The following is a 24,635-nucleotide window of genomic DNA, read 5'->3' on the forward strand; positions in this document are numbered from 1 at the left end:
GCCTGGTTGGTGGATGTATCCTAGAAGGGCCCTATTTTGCGTGCTGTCATGCACTTGCCCGCGTCACCCCCTGAGGGGAAAGCCCGGCAGACAGCGCATCGAGGCCCATGAGGGCTGCGGCGCGTCTGAAGATAATTCCGGGGCTGGCGCGACTGCGCGGCGAAGGCTTGCGTCTCATGGAAGAAGTCAGAGGAATCATGAGTCCAGGGCTCGCTGTTCACGAAATCGCAGATCCCGTCCCCGATACGGCCCCGACCTCCACCGGAGATCTTGCGGGAGACCTGCAGCCGAAGCCGCTGACAGCTGCCACCGAGGCGCGACGTCAACCGATGCCGGGACTTACGGGTATCCGGACCTGTCTCGCGCTGACGATTCTGCTGTTTCACTTCACGCCGTCGGGGCTTCGCTGGGAGGCGCACCCGTGGGTGTCGCTCTATCCGATCGTGGACATCGGATATGTGTTTGTCAGCTTCTTCTTCCTGATTTCGGGGTTCATCCTCTCCTACAACTACGCCTTCCGGGACAAGCCTGTGAATCCGGTCGACTTCTGGATGGCGAGGATGTCGCGGTTGTATCCGATCTACCTGCTGACGATGCTGGTGTCGATTCCGTTCCTCCTCAACGAATGGCATGTTCGCTCGCACCATCAGTTCTGGGAGGGCGCGATTGCGACCCCCCTGCTGATGCAGGGCTGGTTTCCGGACCTCGCGACCTTCTGGATGACGGTGACGTGGACGCTGTCGTGCGAGGTGATGCTGTACCTCGCATTCCCCTGGCTGGTGCGGCTGAAGTGGCCGCGCAGCCTGCCGACGTTGCTGCTGATGTTCTTCGGCTTCTGGGCGGTAGGGCTCGTTCCGCATTCGATCTACATCGTGCGCAACCCGGACCACCTGGCGGGCATGGCCGACCGGTACTCGGGCGGCTACTGGCTCAATACGTTGAAGTACACACCGCTGCCGTATGTGTGCACGTTCTTCGCCGGCCTCACGCTGGGACACATCCACGAGCAGTGGAAGAACCACGCACGGTGGCCGCTATCCAGCCGCAGCCGCACGATCGTCGGGATCGTTGGCTTCGGCGCGGCGTACGTCATTGTGTATCACCTGGTCACGCGCATGCCCTACATCCTGGTGCACGGCGGGCTGCTGACGCCGGTGTTCGCGCTGATCATCCTCAGCTTGTCCGGGCCGGGGCTGTGGCAGAGGATCTTCGGGATTCCGCCGCTGCTGGTGATTGGCACTTCGACCTACGCGCTGTACCTGCTGCACTTCAACGGCATGCTGCTGCTGCAGCAGCACCACGTGATGGAAGCGCTGCACCTGAAGCGCTTCGATCCGTGGATCAGCTACGTGCTGGTGGTGTGCGTGGCGGTGGCTGCACGCAAGTGGGTGGAGCATCCGGCGCAGGTTTGGATCAAGGATTGGTGGAAGGCGAAGCGGGCGGCGCAGAAGGAACGGGCAGCTGCGGAGTCTGCGTAACTCGCGACCTGGTATTCCTTCGAACTCTTGTAGGATGGGCGGCAGTTACCCAATGCCCTGCATGGAGATATCGAAGTGGGCGAGCTTTGGAAGCGCACGTTTGAGATATGCCGCAGGCATCCTGCGGTTTGGGTGCCGGTCGTCATTGCCTCCGTGTTGGAGGACCTTCTTCTCTTTGCACGATTGAGCTTCATGCGAGACGGGTTACGCTGGCTCGCGTTCCAGAACGCGGGGGAGCGTTCCGTCCTGACGGGAAATCATGGATCAATGCTCACAGTGCTGGCGACGCCATTCGGGCTGACGCTTGTCGGGGGATTGGTTGGATTCCTGCTGCGATCCGCCAGTGTTCTCTGCACGGTTGTGGCGTGCGTCGCCACGGCCCAGGCGGTTTGGAAGCTCGATCGCGCGGATGTTTCAACAGACCTTCCACGAGGTTGGAACCTCAAGCGGATCCTGGGACTTACCGGAGTTCAGGTGCTGGCTTTCGTCCTCCTCCCGCTATTGTTGGTGATGGTACTGTACGGTCTCATGCCGAGTCTGAAGGGCGGCATGTTCGCCTTTGTTACCTACGCAGTGGCTCTCGCGCTGGAGGGCTTGCTGGCACCACTCTGGTTATGGATGCTTTCGGATCAGTCCCTCGGTGCGCCGGAGAAGCTGGCGTCGCGGGTTGTCGCTGTGGCGGCGTCGCTCGTCGTCTTCGCGATCGTTCGGGCGCAGTACACCATCGGATGGAGCTTCCCGGGAGATGTTTCGTCGCATTTGTGGACGTCGATGGCAAGAACGATTGTGAATGATCTGCCGCAGGTTCCTGAGTTTGTCGCCTTCGCTCTGCTGGTTGTGCCGAGGAGGGTGCGCGTGAAGGAGCTGGAGATGCTGCAGATGGGTGAGCTTCCCGCCGCCGGCCCGGTATCATGAGGAGTGGAGCGAATGCTCCTGAAGTTTGGGGGCGAAGGCTCCGGGAGTTGGAACGCACACATGGCAACGCAACCTGTATCGATGGGACGCTATTGGGCTGACGCCTCAGACCTTTTCTTCCGTCGCCCTTTGCTGTGGGTGCCGGTGCTGGTGGCGGACCTGATTGGCTCGCTGCTGAACATTGGGCAGGGTGCATTGATGCACGCCATCGCGATGCACCGTATGCAGTTCCACTCGGCGCTCGGCGGCACGGTTGCGACCAAGGGGCTGACGATGCAGGCCGCGCAGCAGCTCTACATCTATGCGATTGCGCTGGGCTGGACGACGAACTTCGTGCGCATCCTGCTGTACGTCTCGGCGTTTGTGCTGACCGCTGGGCTGGTGTGGACCGCTGGCCGCAGGAACAGCTGGAACGGTGCTGTGGCGGCACTGAGCGCACGCGTCAACGGTGCGACACTGCTGGCTCTGCGAGCGCTGGCGTTGTATGCGGCCGCGGCCGTCGGCAACACCTACCTGACGCGCTACTTGTTGGTCGCGAACCCCGCGCTGCTGCACAGCATCTGGTTCCGCCTGGGCCTCGCGGCAGTGGTCGTGGCGCTGCAGGTGGGAGTGCTTTCGAATGCCGCGTTGAAGGTGCTGACGGAGAAGACTCCGACGGAGCATGGAGCGCGGAGCGCCCGCCTGATGGCGCTGGTTCTGGGATTTGTGGCGCTGGCGATGGGCTTCTTCATCGGCCAGAGCTCGGCGATTGTGCGCAGCGCTACGGAAGAGAAGCGGCTTGTGCTCGAGGTACTCGCGTCTCTGCTGACGGCGGTCCCTTACATCCTCATGTTCCTGGGCTACGCAGTGATTGCGGCAACGGAGCGCAGCGAGAGCGTGGACGGCGAGATCATCGCGGCAGAGTAACTGCGATCAGCGGAATGGGCTCAGGCAGCGACGTCCGGGCCCATCTGGCGGGAGGCGAGCCAACCTCCGGCAAGTACAGCGAACGGCGGCACGATCGCCATTGCGAGCTGATACGTGTAGGACTGCGAGAGCGAAGGCTTCATGAGCATCACGAGGCTTAGGAAGGCCACGATCATGGCGAGCGCCAGCGCGTGGTGCAACGGCTTATAACGGCTCAGCCTTGCGGCGATCCAGCCGCCAGCGACAGCGGCCAGCAGCGAATAGGTCGCGTTGATCACGAGGTAGCCAGGCGTGGGATGGCCCGACTTGAGGTGCATCGCTTGCATAGCAAGGAGCGTGCAGACGATGACCAGGGCGACCATAGCGACGAAGCCGGCCAGCACGGCCAGGACGCTCCGGAGGGCTTGGGGGATCGCGGCGAGCATACGAGGGAAATGATAGCGCGGGGTTGACGCGAGATTCAGGCGAGGACGCCGTCAGATTGATAGCGGCCGTGGGAATGGCCGGCAGTCCTGAGCCCGGGTCCGAGAGTCCGTACCCGGGGCACCCGGATCCTTGCTGCTCTGGTGTCTAGGCAGTGACGAGCGTACCGAGCTTTTCGCCGTGGACGACGCGCTGGATGTTCCCCTTCTCGCGCATCGAGAAGATGATCATCGGGAGGTTGTTGTCCTTGCACAGCGAGACGGCGGTGGTGTCCATGACGCGGAGGCCGAGCTTGATGATCTCCATGTAGGTGATCGTCTGGAACTTCTCGGCGGTGGGGTCTTTCTTGGGGTCGGCGGTGTAGATGCCGTCGACGCTGGTGGCCTTCAGCAGGACGTCGGCGCCGATCTCCATCGCGCGCAGGCTGGCGGCCGTGTCGGTGGAGAAGTACGGGTTACCGGTGCCGGCGGCGAAGATGACGATGCGGCCCTTTTCGAGGTGGCGGATGGCGCGGCGGCGGATGTACGGCTCGGCGACCTGGTGCATCGCGATGGCGCTCATGACCCGGCAGTAGACGCCGGTCTTCTCGATGGCGTCCTGCAGGGCGACGGCGTTGATGACCGTGGAGAGCATGCCCATGTGGTCGGCGGCGACGCGGTCCATGTGCTGCGCCTGCTCGGCGACGCCGCGGAAGAAGTTTCCTCCACCGACGACGATGGCTACCTCGCAACCGCTGCGCGCGACGTCAACGATCTCCTCGGCGATGGCATTGATGAAGACTGCGTCGACACCGAAGCCGCGACCGGCGGCCAGTGCTTCCCCTGAGATCTTGAGCAAAACGCGCTTGTACATGTCAGGTTCAAGTGTACAGGGAGGGCTTCCGGGATCGCCGCAAGCCGGATGGGGAGCGCCATACGGATTGTGCCGGGCGTTGCGCTGACCGACAATGGTCTCCGCCCTCCAGGAAACAACAATGTGGCAAGGAGAAGCATGAGCAGAGCGGGTCGCGCAGTGGTTTTCCCTATGGGGACCAGCAGATTGCGTCTGTTCTGGATGCTTTCGCTGGCGTTCGTCTCGCTGCCGCTCGCCACGAGCTGCGCCCCAGCCGCCGCGCAGCGTGCCGGGGACTTTGCCGTGATTGGGCCCGGCGGTGGTGGAGCAATGTTTCACCCCACGATCAGCCCCATCGACCCGCAGACGGTGCTGGTGGGCTGCGATATGAGCGGGTCATACATCACCCACGACGGTGGCCTCCACTGGAGGATGTTCAACCTGCTGGGAGCTGCGCGAGACTTTGCCTTCGATCCGTTGGACCGCAAGGTGATGTACGCGCTGACTGTCGGCTTGTGGCGTTCGGTGGACGAGGGAGCGACGTGGGAGCTGGTGCTCCCATCGCCCAAGCAGATCGTTGGGGTCGACGACAGCTCGGACGACGCTGACATCAATCTTCGCTCTCCGGCGCCGCCCGGCAGTCAGGGACCTCCGGGCGTGGCTGCGATTGCGGTCGACCCGCGAGATGGCCGCCTGTGGGCTGCTACCGAGGGAGTTCCGGAGCTGCTGTGGAGCTCGGCTGACCACGGGACGCACTGGCGTGAGGAGAAGATGCTGCCAGCCAAGGTGGAACGGCTTCTCGTGGCCGCGGACGGGGTCTGGCTGGCCGGCCCAAAGGGCTTCTGGCGCCTCTCAGACAAGAAGATCTTCGCTCCCAGCGTGAGCCCGACGGACTACTGGTCGAGCGTGGCGCTGGATGGGCCCGACAAAGCTGCCGCGGGGCCAGTCACGCTGATGGGCGTCCACGACGATGTGTTGTACGTGGTGAACGCGAGCAAGGACGGGCCCACGCAATGGCACAAGGCGGAGCTGCCGGGGACCGATGCCAAGGTCGCGCTGGCCGCAGGAGGGCACGACGGGAAGACGATCTTCGCTGCGTTCTCCGATCTGAAGGACGCCGGGCAGACGTGGGACGGTATCGCACGGAGTCAGGACGGCGGACAGACCTGGACCCTGGTGTGGAAGGACTCCGGTCCGGGTGCGGACAACGTGCAGGATGCGTGGATCACGCCGTTCCTGGGCAGTATGTGGGGCGGTGTGCCGCATGGAATCGCTGTGGCTCCGGGGAAGCACGGAACGGTGTACTCCACCGACGATGGGCGGGCGATGAAGTCCACCGACGGCGGCGACCACTGGGAGGCGGTGTACTCGCATTCAGGGCCGGACGGTGGCGCAGTAACGAACGGGCTCGACGTGTTGAACAACTACGTTGTGTCTTTCGACCCGTTTAATCCGCGAAGGATATTTGTCGGTTACACCGACATCGGCCTCTTCCGGAGTGAGGATGGCGGGGAGTCGTGGTGGGCTTCGCGGCAAGGGGTTCCGTTCGCCCTGGCCAACACGGCGTACGATGTCGTCTTCGATCCCGCAGTGCGCAACAAGATGTGGGTGGCCTACAGCGACCAGCACGATCTTCCGTCGCCGAGGGTGTGGCGCAACAGGCCGGTGACGCACTTTCGCGGTGCGGTGTATCTGAGCGTGAACGGTGGAAGATCGTGGACGAACACCTTCGCAGGAGTGCCTCCCGGAGCGGTGACGAGCCTGGTGCTCGATCCGAAGAGTCCGGTAGGCCAACGCACGCTGTATGCGTCCGTGCTGGGGCGCGGAGTGGCCAAGTCCGTGGACGACGGCAAGAGCTGGAAGCTGATGAATCAAGGGATCGCCGACGAGTATCCGCGGACCTATCGCATCGTACTGGCGCCGGATGGATCGCTGTTCGTCACGGTTCCACGGAAGACGAGCGCGAACCTCTCAGGACCGGACACCGACGGGCAGATGTATCACTCGGTCGACGGCGCGCAGAGCTGGCATCGCGTAGAGCTTCCGCACGGGGTCAACGATCCTTACGAGGTGCTGGTCGATCCGCGCGACGCAACACGGCTGTACCTTGCAGCATGGCCGCGGCCGGTAGGGAACAAAGGCAGCAATGGAGGCATTTTTCTCTCGACAGACTCGGGCGCGCACTGGCGATTGATCTTCGATCGCAATCAGCACATCTTCTCGGTGACGTGCAATCCGGAGAACCCGGATGAGCTGTATGCGACGGGCTATGAGTCCTCGGCGTGGATCTCCAGCGACAAGGGCGAGCACTGGCGGCGGATGGAAGGCTACAACTTCCTCTGGGGGCATCGCGTGACCGCGGACCCGGTGCGCCCGGGCTGGGTGTACATCAACACCTTTGGCGGCGGCGTGTGGCATGGACGCACGGATGGCAAAGCGGGGGTGGAGGATATTGCCACGCCGGTGCTGCAGCCCGTGGGGACGGGAAAGTGAGCGGGCAGTTGAGGGTCCAGGGCTCAGGGCCCAGACTGCGATTGTGGTCTGACATCGCATCGCAGTCTGGACCCTGTGCCCTAACCCTGGGCCCTCGTCTTCTTAGCCGTTCTGGCCGGAATCGCCACGCAGCGTGCGGTAGCTCGCGTTGCCGTGCGACCAGACGAGCAGCAGCAGGTCACGGTTATCGGTGGAGGACTTGACGGCTCCGACGAACTGGTCCGCCGAGGGCGTCGGCTTGCGGTTGACCTCGAGGATGACATCGCCGCGCTGCAGCCCTGCGTCATCCGCAGCGCTGCCGGGACGAACGGTCTCAATGATCGCTCCCTTCACGCTGCTGGGGATCTGCAGCTGCTGGCGAGCGTCGCCATCCAGGTTGGCTACAGCGAGGCCGAGCTTGCCGGTCTGCTTGCCGTTCGTGCCGTCGCCATCGTTGTCAGCGGTCTGGACGTCGCCCTTCGCGTGGTACTCGCCGACCGTGAGGTTGATCGTCAACGGCTGGCCGTTACGCAGGATGCCAAGCTCGATCTTCGTGCCCGGGCGATCCTGGCTGACGGCCACCTGCAGCGCGCTGCCGTTGACGATCTCATGCCCGTTGAGCGAGCGGATGACGTCGCCCTGCTTGATGCCGGCGTTCGCTGCGGGCGCATCCGGCGTCACATCGGCGACGATTGCTCCCGCTGCGTCCTTGAGCTGGAAGAAGCGGGCGTTGTCGGGCGTCACATCGTTCATGCTGATGCCGAGGTAGCCGTGCTCCACCTTGCCGGTGCTGATGATCTGCTGCGAGATGGAGTGCACCATCTGTGAGGGGATGGCGAAGCCTGCGCCGGCGAACGAACCCGAGTCCGAGATGATGAAGGTGTTGATGCCGACCAGCTCGCCGTGCGCGTTCACCAGCGGGCCACCCGAGTTGCCGGGATTGATGGCGGCATCGGTCTGGATGTAGCCACCGGGCTTGCGGGCGTCGGTGGAGTAGGGGTTCTGACGATCGACGGCGCTGACGATGCCGCGGGTGACGGAGAACTGGAAGTAGCCGAAGGGCGAGCCGAAGGCGAGCACAGTCTGGCCGGGCATGAGCTTGCCGCTATCGCCCCAGGTGATGAAGGGCAGGCCGGTGGCGTTGACCTTCACGACGGCGATGTCGGTGAGCTTATCCACGCCGACGACCTTGGCGTTGAGGATGCGGCGGTCATGCAGCGTGACCTTGACGTTGGTGGCGCCGTTGACGACGTGGCCGTTGGTCACGATGTAGCCGTCAGGCGAGATGATGACGCCGGAGCCGATGCCGTGCTGCAGCTGCGGCTGCTGGGGCTGCATCCGGAACTGGCGGCCGTTGCCTCCACCGAAGCCACCGAAGCCGGGGATCTGGCCGAAGAACTGCTCGAGGCCGGGAGGCAGCTGCTGGCCCTGCTGCGGTGCGGAACTGTTGCCCTGCTGATCGTCGCCGTCCTCGTCGGCGTCACCCTTGCTGGTGACGGCGATGTTCACGACCGCCGGCGTCACTTTGGCCGCGACGGACTCCATGGCGTTGTCGAGTGCGGTGAGCGCGGCGACGGAGTGGTCGTCGAGCGGGGAGACCTCCGCTGCGTGGACGTTGGTGTGGTTGACGGCGAAGACCGCTCCGAGGGCGAAGGTGGTGGCGATAGCGGCGGGGGCAATGGTGCGGGCGAGCTGCTTGCGGAGGGAAGCTACTAATTCATTAGTTGGTGTGGACATGGGTGGCACCTTTGGGGAGTAGGTTTTGGTTTGAGTTTCGGGTTCAGAGTGATGAGTTGCGAGTTCTTCGTTCCGAGTTGAAGTTGGGGTTACATCTCTACGACCAGCCAGCCTGCGGGAGTCGCGAAGGCGGCGTAGGTGGGAACATAGTGTGGCTGCCGACGCGGTTGCTGCACAGGCTGGGCCGCCGCAGGTTGAGAGCTGCCCAGGGCATCGTAGCTGGCAACGACGTACCAGCTGGTGATGGTGCCTTCCTCGGGATCGATGACCTGGCGGACCAGCGTCGCTTCCGCCGGCTGCTGCAGGTGCGGAGGATCGAGCGCTGCAATCTCACGCGCAACCGGAGCGTGGTGCGCAGGCTTCTTTCCTAATGTCACGGTGACCGGCCTCGCGGTGATTCGTTTCGCGGGGAGCGTCATGAGCAAGGATGTCGCATGGGCGCGGCGCATGCCAGGCGTATTGGCGCCGACGGGAAATGCCATCGAAGTGGCCGCCGGAGTCACCGGGGACATGCGCGAAGCAAAGGACTGCGTGGGCGGGACGACCTGCAGATCGTTTGCCGCCAGAGTGTTGGCCGAAGGCATCGCCGGGACGAAGCTGACCAGTGCGGGGGCGTGGGCGAGCGTGGCGGCGGAGCCGATGGCGAGCATCGTGACGAGGGCGCCGGCGGTGGCTGCGGCGCGGCGGGGCATGGCGGCGACGCTGGGAAGCAGGATGCGCTCGACGCGGCGGGCGAGCTCGCTGCGCTTCTGCCACGCAGCGAGCGCGAGCAGCGCTGACTTGCGGGCCAGCGACATCTCGGCGAGGTTGGCGAGGCACAGCGCATACGCCTTGGCGGCGTGGGTCTCGCGGAGGACGGTGTCGTCGCAGGCCAGCTCGCGCTCGGTGCAGAGCTGGCGCTCGATGAAGAGCAGCGCGGGGTTGAGCGGAAAGAGGGCGAGGGCGAGCTTCTGGGCGAGGTTGATCCAGTCGTCGCTGCGGTTGAGGTGCTCGCGCTCGTGGCGGAGGATCTGCTCGAGTTCGAGGGGCGTGACGCGTTCGAGGAGGCCAACGGGGAGGAGAATGCGTGGGGACAAGAAGCCCGCGACGCAGGGGCGGTCGACCTCGTCGGAGATGCAGAGACGCGGTTGCCGACGGCCTTCGTGCAGGAGGACGCTGATGTTCGGGTCGAGTGAGCTGAGGTCTTCGCGGTCGACTTCGACCGCTCGGCGAGAGATGGCGGCGAGATGCCAGGCGCTGCGGGCGAGCTGAACGAGTTTGAAGAGCGAGATCGCAGCCCATAGAGCGGCGAGCGCAAAGCTCCAGGTCTCGGGGAGGTGAAGTGTGGCGTGGGGGGTGGCTGCGGTGTGCGTGGGGGCGGTGTGGGTCGCGAAGGACAGCAGCGGGAGCAGGACGGCAAGCGCGAGAACGGCCGTCCAGATGAGCGAGCGGACGGTGGCGGAGAGGCGCGGGAGGAGGCGCAGCGCCAGCGCGACCAAACTGACGAGGATGACGCCCTGCCAGGCCGCGGCGATGAGGGCTCCGGCGGCCATCGGTGCAGCGTGGAGGATTGTGCTGCTGTGCAGGAGGTTGCTGTCCAGCACAGATGCGGCTCGCGAGGAGCTATAAGCAACGCTGTTGAGCGATGAGGCTATCAGCGACGAGCTGTGAGGAAGAGCGGTGCCGAGTGGCGCAGTGAGGAGGGTCATTTGCGGACCTCCTTAGCGGTGGGGGCCCTTCCGGGTGCGGTGGGCTGCGGTGCGCCGGCGCGCGGGGTGGTGTCGTCCGGCGCTGCTGCGATGGCGGCTTTGAGACGCTGGAGCTCCTCGGCGGTGATATCGCCGTCGCCGAGCAGGGAGAGCAGCAGGCCTTCGCGGGAGTTGGAGAAGAAGCGCGAGAGGACGTGGCGGACCTCGCTGCGGGAGGCTTCGTCGCGGCCCACGCTGGGGCTGTAGAGGAAGGCGCGGGCCTCCTGCCGATGGTGGACGTAGCCCTTTTTTTCGAGGATGCGGATGGTGGTGAGGACCGAGGTGTAGGCTAGGGCGGCCTCTTCCGACACAGCCGTCACCAGGTCGCTCACGGCGGATTCGCCGCGGTCCCAGAGGACGTTCATCAGCCTGAGTTCGGCTTCGGTCAGCGTATTGGAGGGCTTGCGCGGCATCTTTCACTCAATGTGACGTGTCAACTAACGAATTAGTTAGCAGAACAGCAGAGAAGCAGAACAGCAGAACAGTGGCCGGAGGGCAAGCTGTTCTGCTGCCCTACTGAGGCGCTGGCCCCCGGACCACCTGCACCAACACGCCGGTATCGACGTACCTGGCGAAGGCGGCTTTGATCTGGGCGGCGGTGAGGCCGGCGTAGATCTTCGCCGAGCGCACAGACTCGTCCAGTGGAAGGCCGATCTGGGCGCGGGCGAGCAGGCCGCCGGCGACGGCCTCTTCGCTGGACTCGCCGAGCGGGATCTGGCGAAGCAGGAGGGCCTTGGCCTGGTGGAGCTCTGCCGGCGAGACCTCCTCGGTGGCCATCTGCTTCAGGTCGCGTTCGACCAGGGCGCGGGCCTTCGAGACCTTGTCGGGATCGGAGCCGTACTCGACCTCGTAGGAAGCGCGGGTCTTTCCGGCGCTCAGCGCCACGTCGACTGAGTAGACGTAGCCTGCGACCTGACGGAGGTCGTGGTACAGGCGTGTGGCGTAGAAGCCTCCGCCGAGTACGTGCGTGCCGAGTTGCAGCGGGTAGTAGTCGGGCGAGAAGCGGTTGAGGGAGAGCTGCTCGGCGAGGACGACGGTGTCCTGCACCTGCTCCGCGTCCGCAACGTTGGTGGCCGACGCCTTGTTGACGGGAACCGGACCGAGGTCGGTCTCAGGCTTCGGGCCGGTGGCCTTCCAGGCGCCGAAGTATTTTTCGATGGAGGCGCGGGCCTCGGCGGGAGTGATGTCACCGATGACGACGATGGTGGTGAGGTCGGGGCGCAGTGTAGCGTCGTGGAGCGCCTTTACGTCGGCAAGCGTCACGCTCTTGATGGTCTCGGGCGTAGCGTCGCGCAGCTGCGGATCGTTGGCCGGAAGCAGAGCGCGCTGCAGGGCGTGGTCGAACTTGTAACCCGGGCTCTGGATGTTGCCCGCGGTGAACTCGGCCGTCTGCTGCTGCACGACGGCGAAGGCCTGTGGCGGCAGAGCGGGGTGCAGTTCATCGTCGGCGAGCAGCTCCACGCCGCGCGCAAAGTTCTCCTTGAGCGACGTGAGCGAAAAGTGGTACCCGGCGCTTGCATTGGCGGCGATGTCGTCGAGCGCCTTCTGGTAGGCGATGCGATCAAGCGACGTGGTGCCATAGCTGTAGAGCTCATCCAGCAGAGCGTCAGCGCCGTCCTTGCCGGCAGGAGTCTGCAGGTCGGCGTTATGCTTCACGCCGCCCACAAGCGTGACCGTGGGGCTGGTGCGGTCGGTGCGCACAATCAGCCGGATGCCGTTGGCGAGCGTCGTGTCCGAGACATCGAGCGGCGTGGACGGCACCTTCAGCTCGTCGAGCTTGGTGGCGGCCCACTCCGGCAGCACCACCGGCTTGGTGGGAGCCTGGGTGACGCTTTCGGCGCCGCCGAATCCCTTGGCCGAGGCTGTCTCGCCGGTAGGCTTGGGGACCAGCGTCGCGGTGATCACCGGAGCGTTGAGCAGGTACTCCTTCGCGACGCGGTTCACGTCGTCGAGGGTGACCTTGCGGATGGCATCGATGTCTTCGTCCGGGGAGTTGCGGCCCTCGGCTGCGAGCGCCGACGACCATACCGTCGCCAGGCCGGGGATGGAGTTGCGCTGGAACTGGGCCTGCGCCAGCTCGGCGCGCTTGGCGGCGTCCACAAGCTCGGAGGGCACACCATTCTTCGCGTAGGTGTCGAGGATCTTCTTCAGTTCATCGAGTGCGGGTTTCGGATCCACGCCGGCGGGCTGGGCGACGAGGCCGAAGCCGACCGAGGCCTTGGGGTAGGTCTCCTCCATGGCGAACTCGGCAGCGAGCGCCTTGCCCGCAGGGACCATCGCGTAGACATCGGCGCGCTGGCTGGCAAGCACGTCGGCGAGGATGTTGGCGGCGGCGAAGTCGGGCGAGTCCGTGCCGGGAAGGCGATAGCTGATGAAGCCGAGAACGTAGGGGAGATTCGAGTCCAGCGTGAAGCTTTCGGGCTTGACGGGCTGAAGATTGATTACCGGGTGCTCGGCGACCTTGTGATCGGGAACGGTCTCGTAGAGGGCCTTGACCTTGGCCATGGCCGCGGCCGGTTCGAAGTCGCCGACCACGATGAGGATCGCGTTCGAAGGAACGTACCAGGCCTTGTAGAAGTCACCGAGCATCTTGCCGGTGGTCTTGTCGAACGAAGGCCGCGTGCCGAGCGGATCGTGCGCGTAGGGCGTGCCTGCGAACATGTCTTCGTTGAGGCGGGCGATGAACTTGTAGGTGGGGTTGGAGAGGTCGCGGGACACCTCCTGCTCAATAGCGCCGCGTTCTTTGTCCCACTCGGCCTCGGTGTTGTCGACACCGAGCATGCACTTGGCCTGGGCCTCGAGCGCGACATCGAGGTCAGCGGCGGGCACGGTGGCGAAGAACTGCGTGATGTTCTGCTGGGTGTCGGCGTTGTTTTCTCCGCCCAGCTGCGCATAGATGGCGGCGGTCTGGTCGGCGGTCATGCCGGTGCAGCCTCGGAAGGCCATGTGTTCGAGCGCGTGGGCGGTGCCGGGGAAGCCCTCGGGAGTCTCATCGCCACCGACCATGTAGTTGGCTTCGACGGTGACGACGGGCGCGAGCCGATTGCGGATGAGCACGACGCGGAGGCCGTTCTTCAGCGTGGCGCGCGTGACGTCCGGCGAGTCTTTGGGGGACTGGGCGCGGGTGGCGACGGGAGCAGAGAGGGCAAGGACGAGGAGGGCGGGGACGAGTCGCTTGAGGCTCAAGAGGGGAAGGCTCCTTGGACGCGCACGGGGCGCGGGGACACTTCCAGTGTGACATGCGGGGGGTGGAACCTGATTGGGAGTTCGGCTACGGGCGATCGCGCGCGAGACCGAGATGAAGAAGTGGAATCGCGCCAGGAAGATTGCGCTTATTGTGGCGAGCAATCCTGCGTGGCGCGATTTGAGCCTGGAATGGGGTAAGCCAGTAGAGCCGCTCTCATCCGATTTTGTGCCCAAGCCGAAGCGCTGGGGTGAGCCTTGAGATCTGTGCAGCTGCGAAGGAAATACAGGGGTTCTTCGCTGCGCTCGGAATGACGGTTCAGGGAGGGAGCTAATCAGGCCAGACGAAGGTGATGGGCATTGCCACGTCGGGGTGCATGCTCTTGTGTACCGGGCAGGTGTGGGCGGCGCGTTCGAGCTTGATCCGATTCTCTGCGGAGACGCCAGCGGGCATCTTGAGCGTGACGGCGAGGCTTCCGAGGCGTCGCGTGGGCACAGTGGCCATCTCCTTCGTGACGGAGGCGGAGGCGCCGGCGAGGTCCACGCCAATGTTGCGCGCGAGGATGCCCATCGTCGTGAGGATGCAGGTGCCAAGCGCGGTGGCGACGAGGTCTGTCGGGGAGAAGGATTCGCCGCGGCCCTGGTTGTCCTTGGGGGCGTCTGTTTCGAGGGTAGTGCCGGAGGGGCCGTGTGTGGCCTTGCAGTGCAGGTCTCCGAGGTACTCCATTTCGATTGCAACCATCTTGTTCTTTGTCTCCGTTCGGGTCTTCTTTGTTACGGCAGGCACGATAGTGAAGCTGTAGAGGTACGAGGTGCTCAGGGTGTCAGGTGCGAGGAGAGCGTGGCGCTACGCGAGGCCTACGCCCGTTTTCTTGGCGGTTGCGGTGAGGATCTCGAGGGCTTTGTCGATCTGCGGCTTCGTGTGTTCGCTGGTCATGATGCAGCGAATGCGGCCCTTGCCTTCGGCAACGGTAGGGAAGGCGATGCCGGTCGCCATCAGGCCCTGATCGAAGAGGGCGCGCGAGAAGTCCATGGTGGCGCGGCCATCGCCGATGATGATGGGCGTGATTGGGGTTTCGGTGGCGGGGGTGGTGATGCCGCCGATGTTGAAGCCCGCAGAGCGCAGCTGGTCCTGGAAGTACTTCGCATTGGCCCAGAGCCGGTCGATCCGCTCGGGCTCGGCTTCGAGGAGATCGAAGGCGGCCATGCAGGTGGCTGCGACCGAAGGCGGATGCGAGGTGCTGAAGAGGAACGGGCGCGCGCGGTGGTAGAGGTAGTCGATGAGGTCGCGGCTGCCGCAGACGTAACCGCCGAGCGCGCCGATGGCCTTCGAGAGCGTGCCGACCTGGATGTCGACGCGGTCGGTGCAGCCGAAGTGTGAGACAGACCCGCGGCCGTTCCTGCCGAGTACGCCACTCGCGTGGGCGTCGTCGACCATCATGATGGCGCCGTACTTGTCGGCGAGGTCGCAGAGCGCGGGGATGGGGCCGATGTCGCCGTCCATGGAGAAGACGCCGTCGGTGATGATGAGCTTGCGGCCGGGCTCGTTCTGGACCTCCTTGAGCAGCTCTTCCGCGTGGGCGACGTCCTTGTGGCGGAAGACCTTGATCTTGGCGCGCGAGAGCCTGGCGCCGTCGATGATGCTCGCGTGGTTGAGCTCGTCGGAGAGGATGAAGTCTTCCTTGCCGAGGATGCTCGAGACCGTGCCCGCGTTGGCGGTGAAGCCGGACTGAAAGACGACGCAGGCCTCCACGCCTTTGAAGGCGGCGATCTTCTCTTCGAGCTCCATGTGGATCTTCATGGTGCCGGCGATGGTGCGGACGGCTCCGGAACCCACGCCGAGGGTGCGCGTGGCTTCGAGCGCGGCCTCGATGAGCTTGGGGTGATTGCAGAGGCCGAGGTAGTTGTTGCTGGCGAGGTTGATGACCTCGCGGCCGTCGTAGTGGCATACCGGGGCCTGCTGGTCGTCGAGGACGCGCAGGCGGAAGAAGGTCCCCTTGGCGCGCAGATCGTCGAGGACGGCGGTGAGATGGGCGAGTTGCGGGCGCTTCGACGCGGTCGGTTCGGGAAGGGTTGTCGCAGTGCTCATGGCACCTTCGATGCTACTCCCGGGAAGATTCGGTCTGTCTTCAAAAGTGCAGGGCAACCTTTCGAGACGGGTGTTTTCTGTGTTCCACGCAGGCAGCAGGGCGCGATGGCGCGGCATCCATCTTTCTAGTAACACGGGCCCCCACATCCAGATTTCGTCTCATTGCACCGGGACACCAGCCCTGACTTTCGCCGCAGACGCGGCATGCACTCGTGGGGAGTCGCGTGAAGGAGATACGACCGATGACTTTCGATCACAAGACTTCGAAAAGCAGTTTCTCGCGCTGCGCCGCGGTAGCGGGTTCCGCATTGCTCTCGTTCGCGTTTCTCGCCGGCTGCACCAGCGCGAACCAGAAGGCGATCGATCAGGCCAAGGCACAGGCCGCGTCGACCAACATTCCGCAGCAGGTGCAGTATGTGAACTCGAGCGGCGAGACCGTGACGACGACGGTGCAGCCGCCTCCGACTCCCGGCGCTGCGGAGCAGATCTCGACGACCGTAACTCCCCCTCCCGCGGGAGCTCCGAAGCCTGCAGCGACGCAGCCGATGGTGAGCGCGGTCGCAGCTCCGCCTCCGGCTGACATGCTCAGCGCCAATGGAAATGCTCCCGCACAGGGCGACAACCTGAACAACGCGGTGGCTTCGTACCCGGTGAATGGCGGAACGAGCACGCAGCCTGCACCCCAGGGTGCACCGCAGCCAGCCGCGAACTACGCTCCGCAGAATGTTTCGGTACCGTCCGGTACCGAGTTGGCGATTCGCATCAACCAGACGATCAACGTGAAGCATGCCTTTGCGGGTGAGCGCTTTACGGGTGAGGTGGCTGAGCCCATCTCGCGCGGCGGGACGGTGATTGTTCCTCGTGGCACGCCCGTAGCCGGTCGCATTGATGAAGCGCACCGCCGCGGTCACTTCAAAGGCGCCTCGGTGCTGGAACTGCGCCTGACCACGATGACCCTCAACGGCAACACCTACTCGCTGGATACCCGTGAGCATGTGAATGCGAAGCGCGGCAAGGGCCGTCGTACGGCTGGCTTCATTGGCGGCATGACGGGCGTGGGCATGCTCATCGGTGGCGTGGCTACCGGCGGCGTTGGGCTTGCAATTGGCGGAGCCGCAGGCGCGGGCGCCGGTACGTTGCTCGCCGGCACGACGGGCAATCGCGATATCGTGCTCCCGGCCGAATCGGTGGTTCACTTCCGCCTTGCCGATGACCTGGTGGTTCAGTACTAGCACCAGCAGGAGTGGTTGACTCAACACCAGTTGTTACAACGCATGACTTCTCCAGCCCATCCTCTTACCGGGGATGGGCCTTTCTTTCGCAACGGGTATCCCATTCTCCATCGTGATGGGTCGCACGCACTCCTTTCGACGGTGGGCGGTATGCTGTGGATGTGTCCCTTGCAAGCTGCCATCCTGAGCGCACGTGGCCCAAGTCCGCGCTGCATGCCGTTGTGCCTGCTCGCGCGCGTCGTGGCGCCTTCCCGATCTTCTGCCTGATGCTGCTCTCGCTCGCGTGGTTCGACGGCGCGTGTGGGTGCTCGCAGCAGACGCTTGCTGCCGAAGGTTCGGCAGTCGTGAGCGGCATCATCACCGACTCGCAGAGCGCCGCGATCGCAGGCGCGAAGGTGAGGTTGCTGTCGGCGGATGGCCCGAGCCGTGAGCAACAGACGAACGGAGACGGGCGCTACGCCTTCACCAACGTTCCTGCGGGAACTTATTCGCTGCGGGCTTCGGCTGCGGGGTTCGGGGACGGCTCGCTGAACGGCTTCGTCGTCGAAGCGGGAAACCGCGAGCTTCCACCGCTGGCGTTGCAGGCGTCGACGCATGACTCGGTGGATGCGATTTCGCAGCGGCAGATGGCTGAGATCCAGGTGCAGGAAGAGGAGCATCAACGGCTTCTGGGAGTCCTGCCGAACTACTTTGTCACCTACGACTGGAACGCACAGCCACTGGCGGCGCGGCAGAAGTTCGAGCTGGCGTGGAAGACGTCGATCGACCCAGTGAGCCACCTGGTGAACCTGGGCTTCGCCGGCGTCGGACAAGCCACAAATTCGATGAGCGGCTATGGTTCGGGGCCAGCGTCGTTTGGCAAACGCTTTGGGGCCATCGAAGGCGACTTCGCAGTGCAGACCCTGGTGGGCGGGGCATTACTGCCGACGTTGCTGCGGCAGGATCCGCGCTACTTCTACAAAGGCACAGGCAGCGTGATGTCCCGTGCGCTGTATGCGCTGTCAACCGCGGTGATTGCCCGGGGCGACAACGGGAAGTGGCAGCCAAGCTACTCCGGCATCGGTGGCGACATGGCCGCGGCTGCGATCTCCAACCTGTACTACCCGGTGGGAAGCCGGCATTCGGCGCCACTGACGATCACCAACGGTCTGTTGCAGGCAGGGCTCGACGGCGTGAGTAACCTGGTGCAGGAGTTCGTGCTGAACCACGTGACGACGGGCCGGAAGCACAGCGACAGGTAGCGTGCGGAGCACGGAGCGGCTCGCTCGAGAGGCGATGCGCCAAGAGAGTTGGCTCGTGCGTCCAATGCACAGGTAAGCTTGTCTCGAACCGCATGATGATGACTCCTTCCACCTCCCATGTGCGCACGACCCTGTTGGCGGCGATGTCTGCCGCCGTAGCCTGCGTGGCATCGGCGCAGACAGACTCGACGACGCCAGCCGTTGACGCCCAGCCCGCGGGCGATGCGCAGACGGCGACGATCAGCGTGCGGTCGAACCTTGTGGTGGTGCCTGCACTGGTAAAGACCAAGAGCGGCGACATCGTCTTCACGCTGGGCAAGGATGACTTCCAGCTGACGGACAACGGAATTCCGCAGAAGCTGCGGCTTGAGGAAGATACGGGTGGCGAGCCGCTGGCGCTTGTCATCGTTGTGGAGACGGGCAGCGATGGAGCGGAGAAGCTGCACCAGTACGGGCAGCTAGGCGCTCTGCTGGACAACGTAATCGGCGCAGTGCCGCGCAAGGTGGCGGTTGTGGGCTTCGACTCCGCGCCGACGGTGGAGCAGCCCTTTACGCCGAGCCTGAATGCGGTGAACATTACGTTGGGCAGCCTGCAGCCGGGCGATCAGAAGGCCGCGATCTACGATGCGTTGAGCTTCGCGGTGGAGATGCTGCGGAAGCAGCCGACATCGTACCGTCGCGCGATTCTGCTCTTCAGCGAGACGCTGGATCATGGCAGCCATACGTCTCTTGTGGATACCCTGCATGCCGTTGCGGACACGAACACAACGATCTACACGGTGAGCTTCAATTCGACCAAGGCCGAACTGAAGCATGGCGGAGCGATCAGCTCTTCGCACGATCCAGGGCCCGCGCACGGTTGCTTCGCGCACGATGACACGATCGCACCGGCGATGCAGCCCACCCGCTCGCAACAGAACTTCGATTGCTTCGCGCAGTTGATTCCTCCGCTGCGCCTTGCGAAGATGGCGGCGATTGCGTTGGGCAACAGCATGCGTCGCAATGTGCCGGAGACAGTGTCAAAGCTGACTGGCGGCGAGTACTACAGCTTCAACAACGAGAAGTCGATGCAGCGGGCTTTGTTGACGATTGCGAATCATGTGCCGAATCGTTACGTGCTCAGCTTCCGTCCTTCAAGTCCGACGACAGGCTTTCACACGATCCAGCTCACATTGCCGGATCACGTCAACCTGAGGGTCGAAGCCCGCAATGGATATTGGATTGATGACCCGAACGGCGCGCCCGAGGTGACACCCAGCGACACTCCGGACCTGCCGAAGAACGCTGCTCCGGTGCCTCCGCAATAGCCCGTGGAAGCGCGTTAGTGCGAGGCCGGGCTGCGTGGGAAGGTCGCTCCGGCAAGTTGGATGTCCACGACAGCTGTACCTTCTCCGAGTGGCCCGAGGATACGGACGATCACCGGCACTTCACCTTCAATGATGGAGATGAAGATGTCCGGCGGCTGCTTGCCGACCATGGGCGCGATCACTCCCGCGACGCCACCGATCTCGGTCTTCAGACGAAAGACGCTGGTCTCGTGGCGCAGGCCCGCGATGCGGACGGACTGTTTGCCTGCGGGAGCGACGTCGAGCTTGATAGCGCGTGGCTTGCCTGCGGGAACGATCATGTCAAGCTTGAACTCGGGAGCGTTGGGCGCGATGTTCTGCAGAATGGTGCCCATGACTCCGTTCGATAGCCCTGGTGCAACATCCATCTTCGTTGTTTCGACCTTGGCCTTGCCGTCCTTGTCGGTGGAACGCATGGTCACCTGACCGCTGGCGTCGATGGTGATGTCGGATGGCTTCGGGAAGAAGCGCCCGCTCTGGATGTGATGGTCGCTAACGAACTGGAAGCTCTTGCGCTGATTGAAGACGGCGGTCTCTTCGTCGAGCGAACCATCGCGGAAACGATAGACCGTTTTCACCGTGACGCGGTCGCCTTCGGCGAATTCGGATACCTCTCCGGAGCCAATATCGACGCCACCTTCCGAGCGAATCACGAGGAAGCCATGCAACGCGCCGACGGTATGCTTCACCTCCATCTGGGCAGAGGCCACGGTGAGGGAAGAGGCGATAACCAGCGCCGAGAATCCGGCCGAACGCAGCATGGAACGATGGCTCATGAAGACCCCGTGAATGACTTCGCGCCGGGAAATACTGCGCTGTTGTTGTGATGCATGGGAAGCGCATGCAGATGGCAGGAGCATTTATTCGATGGCAGCAGCCGGGGCCTTCGCGCGGCGATGCGCAGAAGCGAGGCGTCGTAGGATGGTCGTTTCTGTGAAAGGTGTGACCTTGCTTCGTGACACAGCACTACGCTTCGAGTGACAAAGCGTGACATGGCTTTACGCAATGCGACAGCACGGCCTGCGCGCATGATTTCTTCTGGAGAAGCTTCAGACAAAGCTTCTGACAACCTCTCAAGGAGAAACTCAATGACCAAGACAATGACTTCGACGATTCTCGCGCTCGGCTTTCTGATGAGCGGCATCACTGCAACCGCAATGGCTCAGTCCACGGACAGCGCGAACCTGGGCTCGATCCACGGCACGGTCCTGGATCCTTCCGGCGCTCTCATTCAGCGGGCGGAGATCACGGTGACGAATGCAGACGGTGTTTCGCACACGCTCAAGAGCGACGCCCGTGGAGCGTTTGACGTAGCGAACCTCGCAGCCGGCAGCTATACCATCAGCATCAATGCCGCAGGCTTCACCCCTGCGCTCGAAGCCGTCGCCGTGGTGACCGACAAGGTGACCCACGAGGATGTGACGCTGGGTATCTCTGTGGCGCAGGAGATCGAGGTAGACGCGCGGTAGTGAGTCCCGAAGGCACGCTGTTCATGCATGCTGAAACTCTTCCCGAGGCGGAGGCCGTTCCAAGACCTCCCCGATGAGAGAAGCGCTTCGGTCAGCCACGCTCGACGCGGGCCTTGATGTCATCCCAGGCGAGTTCGATGAGATTGTGGAGGGCCACCGCGTCCACGGGGACGTCGAGCCTCAGCTTCACGTGGCGCATGCGCTTGCCGGAGCCCTGCAGGAGCTTTGCTGGATCTTGCAGCGACGCTCCCTGGAAGAAGCCCACGTTGACGTGCGAGGTGAAGACGTTGACGTAGCCAAAGGGAACGTCTCCGAGGCACGCGGCAGGGCAGCCATCATGCAGCAGTTCGCGGACTTCGTCGCCGCATCGGCGCATCGCGTGGAACCAGTGGCGTGCGATGTCTCCGAGCGCGCCCTGATGTTGCCACAGCCACGCATCGATCGCAGGATCGTGCGCTACGGCGCCGTTGAATCGCAGGAGTTCTGTCTTCATCGTGAGAGAACCAGGATTAGCCGGCGTAGGGCAGCACCTGTGCGATGGCGTAGCCGTGCAGCTTGCGTCCATCGAGTTGAAGGTTCGGAGGAGCGTAGTCGCTTACGAGATCAAGGCGCTCCTGCACCGTGTTGGACATGGTGGCGATGCCCGGTACCGTACGATGTTCCGGCAGCCCCCACGGAATGAGCTTCCACTCGTCATGCGTGTGGCCGCTGATGTCCGTGATGGGTGGCGTGAGGTTGACCGCCTTCGCTTCGTCGGAGATCTGTAGCCCGTGTTTGATGGCCTTCTGCAGCATCCAGCTGAGTGTGATGTCTGCGAGCTGGCAGTCGACATAGCTGCCACCCACATCGCAGTGCACACCGGGAAACCACACCTGCTCGACCTGCGCGTTGTTGACCAGGGGCGAGCCATCGGGGTTCGTCCAGAGCGTGGGAAGGAACTGCGCGCGGCGCTCATCGATGCTGACGGCGTGATAGCCGTGATTGATGCAGGGATGAATGCTGGTATCGAGGAAGCCATACTTCTTCTGGTTGAACATGTTGAAGAAGATGCCGGGGATGCCAAGTGAACCCACCGTATCCCATACGCCAACCATCTCGACGATGACGTCCTGCAGGCCGTAGGTAGAGGTGAGCTGCTTCTTGAGCGCAGCCTTCGTGGTTGGGTCGGGTTCGCGATACGCCGCGAAGATCTGGCTGACGGTGCGGTTATCCATGTTGATGGAGGGCACACCGAAGCCGGCGATCATGCCGGCGATGCTGCGGGCGGTGAAGGCCCCGCGACTGAAGCCGAAGAGATAGATGCTGTCGCCGGGATCGTAGACGTTGGCAAGGAAGGCGTAGCAGTCCTGCACCTTCTGGAAGAGGCCTTCTCCCATGGCGCCGCCGACGAGATGATCGAGCGGTGTGCCATCGGTACCGACGCCGCTGTCATAGTACTTCAGCTGCGAGTCGCTGTTGACGAGCGTCATGTACAGCTTGCGGACGTTGGTATCGGTGACGGCCGCAGAGGGGCCGTGGGGCGTGTTCCACGTTCCATCGGCGCAGAGGACGATGTTCTTTGGCATTGCTTTCACTCTCCGGGGAAGCGTTGGCTCGAACGAACAACGTTGCGACGGGGCCCGACATCGTGCTGCCACTGTAACTCAGAGGGCTGAAAATGAGTCGATACAAGGCTTGACAACTCATAACCAAATGGTGATGATTCCGTTGTGAAGTCAGCCAGCCCCCAGCACGTGTTTCGCGCTCTCGCCGACCCTACCCGGCGGGCGATCTTCGAGGAGCTGACCCGTCAGGGCGAGCAGACGGTGCATGCCCTGACGAGCTTTGCCGGCGTCTCACAGCCTGCCGTGTCGAAGCACCTGACGGTGCTGAAGAAGGCGCGGCTGGTGCGGCATCGGCGTGCCGGGCGCGAGACCCACTATCGCGCGCAACCCGAAGCGCTGGCGCCGATGGCGGACTGGCTGCGTGCTTACAGTACCTTCTGGCGCGAGAGATTCGACCGCCTGGAAGCCTTGCTGGATGGGATGGAACCGTGAGGGGCAATCACGCGAAAAGGAGAGAGAAGCAATGAGCAGCGAGATACAGAGCAGTCGTTCCGTCGTGATGGAAAAGATGTTTGCGCATCCGCAGCAGAAGGTGTGGCGGGCGCTCACGGAGAAGGCGCTCGTCGCGCAGTGGCTGATGAAGAACGACTTCGAGCCCGAGGTTGGGCGAAGGTTTCAGCTGCGCAGCGAACCGATGCCGAACTGGGATGGCATCATCGACTGCGAGGTGCTGGTGGTCGAGCCACTGAAGGAGCTCTCGTATCGCTGGAGCACCTTCGGGCTCGATACCGTCGTGAACTTCACGCTGACACCGACCGAGGGTGGCACACTCGTTCACATGGAGCACTCGGGCTTTCCGATGGATCGCGACGCCAACTACAAGGGCGCGATGTACGGCTGGCAGAAGTTCCTTGGCGCCATGGATAAGGTCGTGGGCGAACTGGGGGCCGAATGAAAAGCTCCCGAGGTGCAGTCATCGGCTTCTGGATGGCGACCGTGCTGTTCGCGCTGCAGATGGGATTCACGGCCTATGCGCAGCTGCGGCTGCCGCAGGTGGCGGAGAGTTTCGCGCACCTTGGTTTCCCGGGCTACTTCCGCGTGGAGCTCTCCTGGGCGAAGTTTGCAGGGCTGGTCGCCATTCTCGTCCCAATCGTTCCACCGCGTCTCAAAGAGTGGGCCTACGCGGGTTTCGCGATCACGCTCATCTCGGCGCTGATCGCGCACCTTGCGGTGGGAGATGGTGTCGCGGCGTGGGGCTGGTCTGTCGGGACAGGCGTGCTTTGGGCGGGATCGTACGTGTGCTACCGGCGGCTTGATTCGCAACAGTCGCCTGGCTAGCCCGCGGATGAGAGGAAGGCGGCGACCCTGTGCGCAGCGTACTCGCAGCCTTTGGCCAGCGAGCATCGGTCGCAGTGGGGAGCTTTGTCCTTGCAGGTTGCGCGGCCGTGTTCCCTCAGCAACAGAAAGGCCTCCTGCAGCGCGGTGGCGTTTCGTGGCCGCACCGTTGCGATGTTCTGCTGCACGTCGCGATACATGGCGGCGTAGCTCTTTTGCGATCTTCCCCAGCCGAGGCGGACGAGCACCCGCAAACCGTTCGATTCGAGTGGCAGACCTGAGGCCATGCCGCAAAAGAGGAGGATCTTCTCCGCTCCCGGATCGCCGATGTTGGGAAACTGCTTGAGGGCCTTTTTCGCTTCGGAGTAGGGGCGCGTGAGGATGGTGTCCAGGTCCCCGCCGAACTGTTGAAGCGTGATACGCGCAATCTCGCGCCAGCGGAAGACGCGGGTTTCCGGCCGCATGCCGCCTCGCTGCGCGAGGGGCAGCAGGGTGGCGTCGGACGCGCTGTCGATCGCTGCGGCGCTCATGCCTACCTTCTGTCGCAGCGCGTCGAATACCTCCTGGCGGCGGGTGTCGGGCAGCAGATAGCAGGCGTTCTCCCACATCACGAGAGCGAAGGGGCCTTGCGCGGGCGGCGGCACGAGCTCTCCGTGCTGCTGCCTAAGTCGAGACAACATTGTGGGGAAGGCAAGCATGGGAGACCT

General features: G+C 63.8%; 23 protein-coding genes. 11 read left to right on the forward strand and 12 right to left on the reverse strand.

The window, feature by feature from the left end; genetic code table 11:
- Nucleotides 1-197: 197 nt before the first annotated feature.
- From C4S68_RS14245 to C4S68_RS14255, 3 genes are all read left to right on the forward strand, one after another.
- Nucleotides 198-1,478, forward strand: a complete 1,281-nt coding sequence (locus tag C4S68_RS14245; RefSeq protein ID WP_103933767.1) for an acyltransferase family protein — start codon at nucleotides 198-200, stop codon at nucleotides 1,476-1,478.
- Nucleotides 1,479-1,670: 192 nt separating this feature from the next.
- A complete protein-coding gene (locus tag C4S68_RS14250; protein ID WP_146072150.1) occupies nucleotides 1,671-2,393 on the forward strand; it encodes a hypothetical protein in 723 nt (240 codons plus the stop codon).
- A gap of 60 nt (nucleotides 2,394-2,453) precedes the next feature.
- Complete coding sequence (locus C4S68_RS14255; RefSeq protein ID WP_146072151.1) at nucleotides 2,454-3,299, forward strand: hypothetical protein; 846 nt, start codon at nucleotides 2,454-2,456, stop codon at nucleotides 3,297-3,299.
- Nucleotides 3,300-3,319: 20 nt separating this feature from the next.
- On the opposite strand, the gene C4S68_RS14260 is transcribed toward C4S68_RS14255, so the two are convergent.
- Together C4S68_RS14260 and pyrH are read right to left on the reverse strand one after the other, a co-directional pair.
- Nucleotides 3,320-3,724 carry a TMEM199/VMA12 family protein gene (locus tag C4S68_RS14260; RefSeq protein WP_103933770.1) on the reverse strand — a complete coding sequence of 135 codons (405 nt, stop codon included), beginning with the start codon at nucleotides 3,722-3,724 and terminating at the stop codon, nucleotides 3,320-3,322.
- A gap of 145 nt (nucleotides 3,725-3,869) precedes the next feature.
- Nucleotides 3,870-4,574 carry a UMP kinase gene (pyrH, locus tag C4S68_RS14265; protein WP_103933771.1) on the reverse strand — a complete coding sequence of 235 codons (705 nt, stop codon included), beginning with the start codon at nucleotides 4,572-4,574 and terminating at the stop codon, nucleotides 3,870-3,872.
- Nucleotides 4,575-4,745: 171 nt separating this feature from the next.
- Between pyrH and C4S68_RS14270 the strand changes: the two genes are divergently transcribed.
- A complete protein-coding gene (locus tag C4S68_RS14270) occupies nucleotides 4,746-7,046 on the forward strand; it encodes a WD40/YVTN/BNR-like repeat-containing protein (protein ID WP_103933772.1) in 2,301 nt (766 codons plus the stop codon).
- A 102-nt stretch (nucleotides 7,047-7,148) separates the two neighbouring features.
- Here C4S68_RS14270 and C4S68_RS14275 read toward each other — a convergent pair whose 3' ends face one another.
- The 6 genes from C4S68_RS14275 to C4S68_RS14300 all read right to left on the reverse strand — a co-directional run bounded on the left by C4S68_RS14275 (nucleotide 7,149) and on the right by C4S68_RS14300 (nucleotide 15,761).
- Nucleotides 7,149-8,762 carry a Do family serine endopeptidase gene (locus C4S68_RS14275; RefSeq protein ID WP_103933773.1) on the reverse strand — a complete coding sequence of 538 codons (1,614 nt, stop codon included), beginning with the start codon at nucleotides 8,760-8,762 and terminating at the stop codon, nucleotides 7,149-7,151.
- 89 nt (nucleotides 8,763-8,851) lie between these two features.
- Nucleotides 8,852-10,450, reverse strand: a complete 1,599-nt coding sequence (locus C4S68_RS14280) for a M56 family metallopeptidase (RefSeq protein WP_103933774.1) — start codon at nucleotides 10,448-10,450, stop codon at nucleotides 8,852-8,854.
- Nucleotides 10,447-10,902: a BlaI/MecI/CopY family transcriptional regulator gene (locus C4S68_RS14285; RefSeq protein WP_103933775.1), complete on the reverse strand. Its 456-nt coding sequence runs from the start codon at nucleotides 10,900-10,902 to the stop codon at nucleotides 10,447-10,449. The genes C4S68_RS14280 and C4S68_RS14285 overlap by 4 nt, the downstream gene beginning before the upstream one ends.
- Nucleotides 10,903-11,002: 100 nt before the next feature.
- Complete coding sequence (locus C4S68_RS14290; protein ID WP_103933776.1) at nucleotides 11,003-13,675, reverse strand: M16 family metallopeptidase; 2,673 nt, start codon at nucleotides 13,673-13,675, stop codon at nucleotides 11,003-11,005.
- Between the two features lie 328 nt (nucleotides 13,676-14,003).
- Nucleotides 14,004-14,414 carry an OsmC family protein gene (locus C4S68_RS14295; RefSeq protein WP_103933777.1) on the reverse strand — a complete coding sequence of 137 codons (411 nt, stop codon included), beginning with the start codon at nucleotides 14,412-14,414 and terminating at the stop codon, nucleotides 14,004-14,006.
- Between the two features lie 105 nt (nucleotides 14,415-14,519).
- Nucleotides 14,520-15,761, reverse strand: a complete 1,242-nt coding sequence (locus C4S68_RS14300) for a glycine C-acetyltransferase (protein ID WP_103933778.1) — start codon at nucleotides 15,759-15,761, stop codon at nucleotides 14,520-14,522.
- Nucleotides 15,762-16,003: 242 nt separating this feature from the next.
- On the opposite strand from C4S68_RS14300, the gene C4S68_RS14305 reads away from it, so the two are divergent.
- From C4S68_RS14305 to C4S68_RS14315, 3 genes are all read left to right on the forward strand, one after another.
- Nucleotides 16,004-16,993: a hypothetical protein gene (locus C4S68_RS14305; protein ID WP_103933779.1), complete on the forward strand. Its 990-nt coding sequence runs from the start codon at nucleotides 16,004-16,006 to the stop codon at nucleotides 16,991-16,993.
- 161 nt (nucleotides 16,994-17,154) lie between these two features.
- A complete protein-coding gene (locus C4S68_RS14310; RefSeq protein WP_103933780.1) occupies nucleotides 17,155-18,234 on the forward strand; it encodes a carboxypeptidase-like regulatory domain-containing protein in 1,080 nt (359 codons plus the stop codon).
- Between the two features lie 92 nt (nucleotides 18,235-18,326).
- Nucleotides 18,327-19,541 (forward strand): VWA domain-containing protein, encoded by a 1,215-nt coding sequence (locus tag C4S68_RS14315; protein ID WP_235011604.1) that lies wholly within the window; start codon nucleotides 18,327-18,329, stop codon nucleotides 19,539-19,541.
- Nucleotides 19,542-19,555: 14 nt separating this feature from the next.
- On the opposite strand, the gene C4S68_RS14320 is transcribed toward C4S68_RS14315, so the two are convergent.
- Complete coding sequence (locus tag C4S68_RS14320) at nucleotides 19,556-20,356, reverse strand: hypothetical protein (protein WP_160115165.1); 801 nt, start codon at nucleotides 20,354-20,356, stop codon at nucleotides 19,556-19,558.
- A gap of 312 nt (nucleotides 20,357-20,668) precedes the next feature.
- On the opposite strand from C4S68_RS14320, the gene C4S68_RS14325 reads away from it, so the two are divergent.
- Nucleotides 20,669-21,049: a carboxypeptidase-like regulatory domain-containing protein gene (locus C4S68_RS14325; protein WP_160115166.1), complete on the forward strand. Its 381-nt coding sequence runs from the start codon at nucleotides 20,669-20,671 to the stop codon at nucleotides 21,047-21,049.
- A gap of 91 nt (nucleotides 21,050-21,140) precedes the next feature.
- Here C4S68_RS14325 and C4S68_RS14330 read toward each other — a convergent pair whose 3' ends face one another.
- Both C4S68_RS14330 and C4S68_RS14335 read right to left on the reverse strand, forming a co-directional pair.
- On the reverse strand, nucleotides 21,141-21,542 hold the full coding sequence (locus C4S68_RS14330; protein WP_103933783.1) for a DUF1801 domain-containing protein: 402 nt from the start codon (nucleotides 21,540-21,542) through the stop codon (nucleotides 21,141-21,143).
- A gap of 16 nt (nucleotides 21,543-21,558) precedes the next feature.
- A complete protein-coding gene (locus C4S68_RS14335) occupies nucleotides 21,559-22,614 on the reverse strand; it encodes a DUF2235 domain-containing protein (protein ID WP_103933784.1) in 1,056 nt (351 codons plus the stop codon).
- A 144-nt stretch (nucleotides 22,615-22,758) separates the two neighbouring features.
- On the opposite strand from C4S68_RS14335, the gene C4S68_RS14340 reads away from it, so the two are divergent.
- From C4S68_RS14340 to C4S68_RS14350, 3 genes are read left to right on the forward strand one after another with little or no spacing between them, the layout of a single operon-like run.
- Entirely contained in the window at nucleotides 22,759-23,085 is a 327-nt protein-coding gene (locus tag C4S68_RS14340) for an ArsR/SmtB family transcription factor (protein ID WP_103933785.1), read from the forward strand.
- 31 nt (nucleotides 23,086-23,116) lie between these two features.
- Nucleotides 23,117-23,548, forward strand: a complete 432-nt coding sequence (locus C4S68_RS14345; protein ID WP_103933786.1) for an SRPBCC family protein — start codon at nucleotides 23,117-23,119, stop codon at nucleotides 23,546-23,548.
- Complete coding sequence (locus tag C4S68_RS14350) at nucleotides 23,545-23,931, forward strand: DoxX family protein (protein WP_103933787.1); 387 nt, start codon at nucleotides 23,545-23,547, stop codon at nucleotides 23,929-23,931. The genes C4S68_RS14345 and C4S68_RS14350 overlap by 4 nt, the downstream gene beginning before the upstream one ends.
- On the opposite strand, the gene C4S68_RS14355 is transcribed toward C4S68_RS14350, so the two are convergent.
- On the reverse strand, nucleotides 23,928-24,572 hold the full coding sequence (locus tag C4S68_RS14355) for a hypothetical protein (protein WP_103933788.1): 645 nt from the start codon (nucleotides 24,570-24,572) through the stop codon (nucleotides 23,928-23,930). The genes C4S68_RS14350 and C4S68_RS14355 overlap by 4 nt on opposite strands.
- Nucleotides 24,573-24,635: the final 63 nt, after the last annotated feature.

The organism is Bryocella elongata (assembly GCF_900108185.1).
GTDB lineage: Bacteria > Acidobacteriota > Terriglobia > Terriglobales > Acidobacteriaceae > Granulicella > Granulicella elongata.

Bases quoted from the DNA above. Each gene is read 5' to 3' on its own strand.
- C4S68_RS14245 (WP_103933767.1), top strand. From the start codon at position 198: ATGAGTCCAGGGCTCGCTGTTCACGAAATCGCAGATCCCGTCCCCGAT.
- C4S68_RS14250 (WP_146072150.1), top strand. From the start codon at position 1,671: ATGCGAGACGGGTTACGCTGGCTCGCGTTCCAGAACGCGGGGGAGCGT.
- C4S68_RS14255 (WP_146072151.1), top strand. From the start codon at position 2,454: ATGGCAACGCAACCTGTATCGATGGGACGCTATTGGGCTGACGCCTCA.
- C4S68_RS14260 (WP_103933770.1), bottom strand. From the start codon at position 3,724: ATGCTCGCCGCGATCCCCCAAGCCCTCCGGAGCGTCCTGGCCGTGCTG.
- pyrH (WP_103933771.1), bottom strand. From the start codon at position 4,574: ATGTACAAGCGCGTTTTGCTCAAGATCTCAGGGGAAGCACTGGCCGCC.
- C4S68_RS14270 (WP_103933772.1), top strand. From the start codon at position 4,746: ATGGGGACCAGCAGATTGCGTCTGTTCTGGATGCTTTCGCTGGCGTTC.
- C4S68_RS14275 (WP_103933773.1), bottom strand. From the start codon at position 8,762: ATGTCCACACCAACTAATGAATTAGTAGCTTCCCTCCGCAAGCAGCTC.
- C4S68_RS14280 (WP_103933774.1), bottom strand. From the start codon at position 10,450: ATGACCCTCCTCACTGCGCCACTCGGCACCGCTCTTCCTCACAGCTCG.
- C4S68_RS14285 (WP_103933775.1), bottom strand. From the start codon at position 10,902: ATGCCGCGCAAGCCCTCCAATACGCTGACCGAAGCCGAACTCAGGCTG.
- C4S68_RS14295 (WP_103933777.1), bottom strand. From the start codon at position 14,414: ATGGTTGCAATCGAAATGGAGTACCTCGGAGACCTGCACTGCAAGGCC.
- C4S68_RS14300 (WP_103933778.1), bottom strand. From the start codon at position 15,761: ATGAGCACTGCGACAACCCTTCCCGAACCGACCGCGTCGAAGCGCCCG.
- C4S68_RS14305 (WP_103933779.1), top strand. From the start codon at position 16,004: ATGACTTTCGATCACAAGACTTCGAAAAGCAGTTTCTCGCGCTGCGCC.
- C4S68_RS14315 (WP_235011604.1), top strand. From the start codon at position 18,327: ATGATGATGACTCCTTCCACCTCCCATGTGCGCACGACCCTGTTGGCG.
- C4S68_RS14320 (WP_160115165.1), bottom strand. From the start codon at position 20,356: ATGAGCCATCGTTCCATGCTGCGTTCGGCCGGATTCTCGGCGCTGGTT.
- C4S68_RS14325 (WP_160115166.1), top strand. From the start codon at position 20,669: ATGACCAAGACAATGACTTCGACGATTCTCGCGCTCGGCTTTCTGATG.
- C4S68_RS14330 (WP_103933783.1), bottom strand. From the start codon at position 21,542: ATGAAGACAGAACTCCTGCGATTCAACGGCGCCGTAGCGCACGATCCT.
- C4S68_RS14335 (WP_103933784.1), bottom strand. From the start codon at position 22,614: ATGCCAAAGAACATCGTCCTCTGCGCCGATGGAACGTGGAACACGCCC.
- C4S68_RS14345 (WP_103933786.1), top strand. From the start codon at position 23,117: ATGAGCAGCGAGATACAGAGCAGTCGTTCCGTCGTGATGGAAAAGATG.
- C4S68_RS14350 (WP_103933787.1), top strand. From the start codon at position 23,545: ATGAAAAGCTCCCGAGGTGCAGTCATCGGCTTCTGGATGGCGACCGTG.